Below are 8221 nucleotides of genomic sequence, written 5' to 3' on the forward strand. Positions count from 1 at the left end.
AATGCCTATTAATACAAAAAAACCGGCTATGAAACAGACAGTCGGTGCACAGTATATGTGTTTTGCTGATGCAACAGAGGGCAAAGAGTATGATGGCACTTACGAGGCTGATGTTGAGAAGACAGAAGTCGTTAAGAGCGTAAAGGTAACTGAGAACTCTGAGACAAGTGATGTGTATGCATCCGGAAAAATCTATGATTCAGATTCACCGATGTCCAGTATCGACATTGAGGTATCTGTGATTGCATTTCCGGACGATACAATCTCCAAAATGCGCGGAGAGACAAAAGGAACAGGCGGACTTATCCTCGCTGGAGGAAAGAGCGAAAGACCAATATTTGCTTATGGAAAGGTTGTAAAGCTGAAAAGCGGAAAATCTCGTTATGAGTGGTTTCCAAAATGCAAGCTTGTTGAGAACTCCGATGATATTGCAACATCTGAGGAAAAAGCAAGTGAGCAGACAGACACGATTAAGATCAGGGCATATCCGTTTGATGCAGAAGGAAACATCGTGAGCAAGGTCACAGAGTCCACGGCACCGGCAGGACTTACAGAAGAGAAGTTCTTCGCAAAACCGATTCTGACGGATGCAGACCTTACAACAGCAGTAGGAGCGTGAAAGGAATAAGCGGCACATGAATGAAGGTAAAATTATAAAGCTTACAGACGGGACAACCATTGAAGCGAAAATGAATTTTGGAACAATCTTTTATCTTGATCAGATAGGTGGTTCAAAGCTTGGACGGAGAATAGACAAACTTGAAAAGAGCGGAAAAGCAACAGACAGAGACAAGATGAATTTTGCAGCGAAGCTTATCTATGCAATGGTAAGAAGCAATGGGAGAAAAGTGACATTTGATGAAGCACTTCAGCTTGTGCCGCCGGATCCGACAGAACTTCTTGAAGTTGTAGAGGCTTATCAGAAAGAAGTTGACAAAATTAAAAAAAAAGAGGAATCGAAAGCGCAGATGAAAGCATTCAGCTCGAGATAAATTGGGCTGAATATATGGTTGATGCGAGAGAGATGGGAATGACAGAGGACGAGTTCTTCCACTCATGTCCAGTCTTTTTTTGCGAACAATATGAGATATTCCGTGAGAAGAAAGCGAGGGAGGTGAGGATGTTATATGGCAGATGAACTGAAGAGAGTTGGATTAGTGTTTAAGGCAGATGGTGCAGCAGACTTTCAAAAGACGATGCAGCAGGTAAATACAGCCGTTCAGGAAAACAGTAATTCATTTAAACTTGCAAAAGCGGCATGGGATGATAGCACTACTGCAGTTGAAAAGTTAAAAGACCGTCAGGAATATTTGGCAAAACAGACGGACGTTTATTCTGATAAAGTGGAAATTCTGAAGCGTGAGCTTGAAGAAATGGAATCTGCAGAAAACAGAAATGAGGATGCAATCCGAAAGAAGCAGAACCAGCTTACAAGCGCACAGATTAGTTTAACAAAATATCAGAAAGGCCTTGCTGAAGTAACAGAAGAACTTGAGAGCGGAGCAGCAGAAAGCAAGGAACAAATTAGGAAATTATCTGATGAAATTGTAGAGTCTACAGATAAAATTAAGGCAAATGAGATTGAAATCGAAGCTCTTAAAGCGAAATATGACGATCATACAAAGTCGATTGTAAAATATAAAGATGAACAGAAGTATCTTTTAAATCAAACAGAGAATTACGAAAGAATACTTGAATCATTAAAAAAACAATTGGATATTCTTGAATCTGCTGAAAATAAAGATGAAAAAGCAATTCAGGACAAAAAGAATGAGATAAATGAAACTACTACAAAACTTAATGGTTACAAAAGTAAACTGGAAGATGTTGAGAAAAAGCTGAAAAGCGGAGCAGCTGCAACGGAAGGTTATGCTGAAAAAGTACAGGCTTTTGGAAATAAAGCAAAAGAGACAGGGGATAAGTTTAGCGGAATATCAACGGTGGCAGCAGGCATAGTAGCGGCAACAGCAGCTACAGTACCTGCAACAGCAGAATATCGTAAAATTATGGGATCCCTTGAGGTATCGAGCCAAAATGCAGGGTACACAGCAGAACAAACAGCGGAAAGTTACAGGACCTTATATGGTGTGCTTGCAGATGATCAGACAGCTGCAACAACTACGGCCAATCTTCAGGCGCTGGGCTTATCACAAGAAGAATTAAGTACGGTAATTGAGGGGACGATTGGTGCATGGGCAACTTATGGGGATAGTATTCCTATTGATGGACTTGCAGAATCAATCAATGAGACTGTGAAAACAAGTACTGTTACAGGGACTTTTGCGGATATGCTCAATTGGGCGGGAACCTCGGAGGACGCATTTAATGAAAAGCTTGCAGCTTGCGGAAGCGAAAGTGAAAGAGTAAACCTGGTCATGCAGGAAATGGCGAATCAGGGTCTTGTAGATGCAGGAAAAAAATGGCAGGAAAACAATAAGAATTTGGTAGACGGAAATAAGGCAACAGCAGATTTCCAACAGGCAACCGCTGAGCTTGCGGATACAGTCGCACCGCTGATTACCAAAATTACGGAATTGATTGCCGGATTGATTGAAGAGTTTAATCAGCTCTCCCCGGAGGGACAGAGATTGATTGCCGGATGTGTATTGGTAGTGGCAGCAATAGCTCCAATTCTTTCGGGAATCGGGAATATTGCGATGGGAATACAAACATTGATTCCGTTGATTTCAAATCTATGGACCGTGCTTGGACCAATGGGAATTGTCGTGATAATTGGTTTGATTATCCTTTTATATAATAAATGTGAACGGTTTAGAAATGGAGTTAATGCACTATTTGGCGGCATTGCTGATTTTATTAAAGGTGTAATTAATAAAATCAAGGGATTTTTCAACTTTGAATGGAAACTTCCGAAAATCAAGCTCCCACACTTCAAGGCAAGCGGATCATGGTCGCTTGTTCCACCAAAAGTTCCAAAGTTTTCGGTTGACTGGTACGCAAACGGCGGTATCTTGAACAGCCCAACTATTTTCGGAATGAACGGAGACAGAATGATGGGCGGTGGCGAAGCTGGAGCAGAAGCAGTTCTTCCGATCGACTTGCTAAAGACTTATATCCGTGATGAGATGCAGTCCAATAATACTGTACTTGCTCAGTTGATTGCTGAAGCTTTGTCGGAATTGACATTTGTCATTGAGAATAACATTTCACTCGGAGACAAAAAGCTTGCTGATGTACTAGTAGATGCCATCATCAAAAAGCTGTCCTCTAGCGTTAAATGGAAGAAAGGAGCTGTCGGAGTATGATGGACGTAGAATATAATGGAATTCTTGCATCAAGCTTAGGAATCTATGCGAAAAATATTCCTGACATTCCGGCAGCTGTCCGAAAAGAAAAGACAGTGGATATTCCTGGCATGGACGGAACGCTGATTCTGTTGGAGGGAGGTTATGAATCCACAGAAATCAAAGTGGATTTTAACTTTATTGGAGATTCTGACCGATGGGATGAACGTTTCGGACTTGCAAAAAAATGGCTGTCAAAAAGAGGTGGATTGCTCCGGCTTGGCTGTGATCCGGAGCATTACTACAAGATTTTGAAAGTTGAAGTGGACGATGGGAAGCGTACTACGGAAAGAGTTGGTAATTTTACAGCTACTTTCCTAACCAAAGATGGACTTAGGTATCTCGAAAGCGGACTCGGAGAAATGCCTGCGAGTGATGTGGTAGACAATCCTTACGAGATTGCCTATCCAATCTATAAGATTACTGGCGAGGGCGAATGCACTCTTGTCGTCAATGATGGAAAAATGGTGGCAAATATAGGGCAAAACCTAACCATTGACACAGGACGGAAGCTTGCATACAGAGAAGACGGAACACTTAGTAATACGTCTGTGACTGGTGATTACGATAACCTCATTTTGATTGAGGGGAGAAATAAAATCGAAATTACGGACGGATTTGAACTGAAAGTAATTCCGAATTGGAGGCGTTTATAGTGATTCAGATTTATAGTGCCGAAAATAAAGATTATGATCACAATGGAGATATGACACTTCTTCCGGAAGAATGTTCTGTTCATGTGGTACTGAATGGCGAATGGACAGCCTCATTAGAGCATCCGATCGACGATGAGGGCAGATGGAAGTATATTAACGATAATGCGGTTGTTAAACTGCCATCGTTTAACGGAGAACAGCTGTTTCGTATAAAAAACAAAGAAAAACAGGATTCGGGAGTGAGCGCAGAGCTTACTCCTATCTTTTTGGATGCAAAAGAGGATTGCTTTTTGCTGGATGTAAGACCAACTGAAAAAAATGGACAGGATGCGCTTGATATAATGACTGCACCGAATAAGATGTACACAGCAAAGTCAGACATTAAGAAGCTGTCTACGGCATATTACCAGACAAAAAATTTGATCGAAGCAATAAACGGCAATGATGAGAATTCTTTTATAAATCGCTGGGGCGGAGAAATCCTCTATGATAACTATAATATTACAGTAGATGAGCGCGTCGGTGGCGATCATGGAGTGCAGGTTCTTTACGGAAAAAACATTGTAAAAGATGGGTTTTCTGAAACGATTGACATGGCGGAAGTTGCAACGAGAATTATTCCGAAATCATACAACGGATATATGATTGCAGGAGAAACGCCGTGGGTTGACTCGCCGATTATAGAAAAATATCCAACAGCGCATTACAAAGTAATGTCATTCGAGGACGTGAAAATGCGTGCAGATGCATCTGAAGATGATGAAGAAAATGGCGTGATCATATGTGATACGCAGGAACAACTTGAAAAAGCATTGAGAAAAAGATGCGAAGAACAGTATGCAGCAGATGCCGACAAACCAAAGATTACCATAAAGGCAAATATGGAGCTGCTACAGAACACAGAGCTGTATGAAGATGTAAAAGAATTGGAATCTGTATCTCTTGGAGATACCGTCCATTGCAAGCACTCTAAACTTGGAATCGTGTCTGATGCCAGAGTGATTGAACTGGAATGGGATGCTGTGAGGGAAAAACTCACATCCGTAACACTCGGAGAATTCCAATACAATTTCTTAGACAATGCATCTTCCGTAATGCATAGAGTAGAGCAAGCTATCAGAAATGATGGTACACTTGTCGGACAGCAAGTGCGCGGAATTATTAACGGTGTAAAAGCGCAACTGAAAGCACAATCCACGATTGCAAAAAAGCAGACTGTAAGAGCTGTGTTATTTGAAGATTTGGATCCGGAATCACCCACGTTTGGAGCTATGTGCCTTGGAACACTTGGATTCGAGATTGCATCCGAACGTACTGCGGATGGAAATGATTGGAAGTGGAGCACATTCGGAACAGGAGCTGGGTTCTTTGCAGATTTTATCGTTGCAGGAACAATGCTGGCGGACCGCATAAGAGGTGGCACGCTGGAACTTGGTGGCGCGGATAATGGCAATGGTGTAGCGAGAGTCATGGATGCAAGTGGGAACGAGATTGTGCGGCTCGATAAAGATGGTGTGTATGCGAAAGGCAGATATGTATGTGCTAATTCAGATGGAAGCCAGACAGCTACATTGTCGGAAGGAAATCTTAAATTTAAGACATCGAATTACGAAGTTGTGATTCGTGCCGGAGCGACCGGTGGACAAACAGGGTTGTTGATCTATCCGGAGCAAGGAAGCACACGAACAAAATATCTTTCGATCGGAAACGAACTCAGAGGACAATTTGACAGTGTAGCTTTGATTGCGTCTGGGAAAATGACGGTCGGCGGTTCATCGCTGGAAGTCCAGAAAGATTCTAAAGGATACTATGCAAAAACTGGGAAAGCAGTATTTTCTGATGGAACATATCTGGAGTATGTAAATGGGTATCTGGTTGGAGGAAGTACAAAAGGAGGAAGCTTTTAAATGAGCTGGACAATCGGGAATTACGCACTATCGCAAGTGCAGATGAACGCAAATGCGGTAGAAGTGTACAAGTATTTTTCCGGAAGAGGTTGGTCTTTAAATGCAATTGCCGGAATCCTGGGGAATATGCAGAGTGAGTCTTATGTAAATCCGGGAGTGTGGCAGAACTTAAATGAAGGGAATTATTCTGGCGGATTTGGATTGGTCCAATGGACTCCGGCGACCAATTACACAAACTGGGCGACGGCAAACGGATATTCTATAACTGATCCGAACGGGCAGCTATATTGGATTGATACACTATCAGAGTCAACCGGACAGTGGATCCCAACCAGTTCTTACAATATGTCCTGGGTAGCTTTTAAGACATCCGGATCATCTCCGGAAGATCTTGCTAGTGCATTTTTAAAGAACTTCGAGCGTGCAGGCGTAGAAGTGGAATCCGCCAGGAGATCACAGGCAAGAAGTTTCTACAATTTGCTGAGCCAGTATGATACAAACTCCAAAGCAATAGAATCGGCTGTCCAGTGGGCGATTGGCATTGCGAACGATAACAGCCATGGATACGATCAAGGAAGCAGATGGGGACCGGACTATGACTGCTCTTCGCTGCTGATCACAGCGTACCAGCAAGCCGGTATCAAGGTAAAAGATGCCGGTGCAACTTATACGGGAAATATGTATGCCGCATTTAAATCCTGCGGATTTCAGGATGTAACCGGTTCTGTTAATTTATCTTCAGGAAGCGGCGTTCAACGAGGCGATATCCTTTTGAATGTGGCAAGTCATACTGCAATGAGTATCGGAAATGGACAGGTTGTACAGGCGAGTCAGAATGAGAATGGAGGAGCGACAGGAGGAGCAACAGGAGATCAGACGGGGCAGGAAATCTGGTGTACAAGCTATTACAATTTTCCATGGGATTACGTTCTTAGACTTCCTGGAGGAAGCACGGGAACCACGACCAGTGTTTATATCGTCCAGTGGATTCCTGGATAAGAAAGGAAAAAGAAAAATGAACACTATAAAAAGAGATGTTTATGTGCTTAGAAATACCATTAAGATCCCGATCGAAGTAACAAAAGGGACGGATATGTTAGGGCTTGAGTTTGCGGTCAGGGATTATGAGATTCCGGCAACGGCAGCAGCGGTTGCCTATGTTTATCATAAAAGCATGGATAAAACCAAAGGTACACTATGTGATGTTGACAACAGTGTGATCTCGTTTACACCGAGTGGTGATTTTTTTGCGGTTGGAATGAATGAACTGCAGATCAGAGTCGTTAATGATGGGAAATCACTGATTTCGTTTAAAGAAACAATAAAATGCTCTGATACAATGGGATTTCCAGATGACGAGGAAGAAAAACAGAAAACCTTGGTGGAACAGCTTTTAACGAAAGTAGGAAAGGAGGAAGGGGACAGAAAAACAGCGGATGACACAGAGCGAGAAGAACGCATAGCTGCAGATGATGCGGAGAAGAAAGCACGAATTGCAGAAGAAAACGCAAGAGCAGAAGCTGATGAAGCTATCCGTGCGAACAGGATTGTTACTTTGGATGAAATTGATCTTGTAACGGAGGAAGGATTTTTCGTAGATGCATTGGCAGTTAAAGAGTTAAATAGCAATTTGGTAAATGCAAATAATAATATTGCAACCATAAACAATAAACTGATTTCTATCGTAGAACGAGGAACCAAAAATAACTACAATTACACAAAATATTCCAACGGCGACATGGTTATGTGGAGTAAATATACTTGGAATACCAATCTTGCAACCAGTTGGTATAACTGGTATTTTGCTTCTAGTGCTGCGGTTGATTTTCCAGTAGCATTCAAGGAAGCGCCTTTAATTATAGTATCTCCGGCAAAGACTGACGAACTGTATGGTCTTGGAGTTACCGAAGTGACTACAACCGGGTACAAGCTTACAGCATACAGTCCAAAGCAAGGAATGTGTTGTGTACAAGCTGATATGCTTATAATTGGTAAATGGAAGTAATTCTAATATGTTCCGATTGCAATATAGTCCATATAAAAAGCTTTATTTGTGTATGCTGCAAAATATCCTAATCGAAGCTGGGAAATTCCATTCAAGGTTGTGGTTTTTCCAAGAATCATAACCCAATCATCACTATTTTGAGTTATTGTACAACCTCTTAAAAATTTAAACGGCTTTGGAAATGTTGATTGTTCTATTTTGGCACTTACACCCGTATATCCAGTGCCATTTTGTTGCAATGAGGCATATACGCGAATTGTTCCGGCACATATTTGAATCCTATTCTCAGGAAATCGTATACAAATGCTTTTTGTGGATGGATCTATATAAGTTTCATATAATTTGCTA

At 41.9% G+C, this 8221-nt stretch carries 8 protein-coding genes; 7 read left to right on the forward strand and 1 reads right to left on the reverse strand.

The window, feature by feature from the left end:
- Position 1: 1 nt before the first annotated feature.
- The 7 genes from ACYQ5K_RS12485 (at position 2) to ACYQ5K_RS12515 (ending at position 7873) form a co-directional block, all read left to right on the forward strand.
- A complete protein-coding gene (locus ACYQ5K_RS12485; RefSeq protein ID WP_459777694.1) occupies positions 2–619 on the forward strand; it encodes a major tail protein in 618 nt (205 codons plus the stop codon).
- A gap of 16 nt (positions 620–635) precedes the next feature.
- Positions 636–992 (forward strand): hypothetical protein, encoded by a 357-nt coding sequence (locus ACYQ5K_RS12490; protein ID WP_459777695.1) that lies wholly within the window; start codon positions 636–638, stop codon positions 990–992.
- Positions 993–1127: 135 nt separating this feature from the next.
- Positions 1128–3266, forward strand: coding sequence for a hypothetical protein (locus tag ACYQ5K_RS12495; RefSeq protein WP_459777696.1), 2139 nt, complete (start codon positions 1128–1130; stop codon positions 3264–3266).
- The gene (locus ACYQ5K_RS12500) at positions 3263–3961 is read left to right on the forward strand and encodes a hypothetical protein (RefSeq protein ID WP_459777697.1); all 699 of its coding nucleotides are present in this window, start codon (positions 3263–3265) and stop codon (positions 3959–3961) included. Before ACYQ5K_RS12495 ends, ACYQ5K_RS12500 begins: the two co-directional genes overlap by 4 nt.
- A complete protein-coding gene (locus tag ACYQ5K_RS12505; RefSeq protein ID WP_459777698.1) occupies positions 3961–5868 on the forward strand; it encodes a phage tail spike protein in 1908 nt (635 codons plus the stop codon). The genes ACYQ5K_RS12500 and ACYQ5K_RS12505 overlap by 1 nt, the downstream gene beginning before the upstream one ends.
- Complete coding sequence (locus ACYQ5K_RS12510; RefSeq protein ID WP_459777699.1) at positions 5869–6867, forward strand: phage tail tip lysozyme; 999 nt, start codon at positions 5869–5871, stop codon at positions 6865–6867. It begins immediately after the preceding gene.
- 16 nt (positions 6868–6883) lie between these two features.
- Entirely contained in the window at positions 6884–7873 is a 990-nt protein-coding gene (locus ACYQ5K_RS12515; protein ID WP_459777700.1) for a hypothetical protein, read from the forward strand.
- Positions 7874–7875: 2 nt separating this feature from the next.
- Here ACYQ5K_RS12515 and ACYQ5K_RS12520 read toward each other — a convergent pair.
- The coding region (locus ACYQ5K_RS12520) for a hypothetical protein (protein ID WP_459777701.1) at positions 7876–8221 on the reverse strand (346 nt) is incomplete at its 5' end.

The organism is Allocoprococcus similis, from assembly GCF_054660775.1.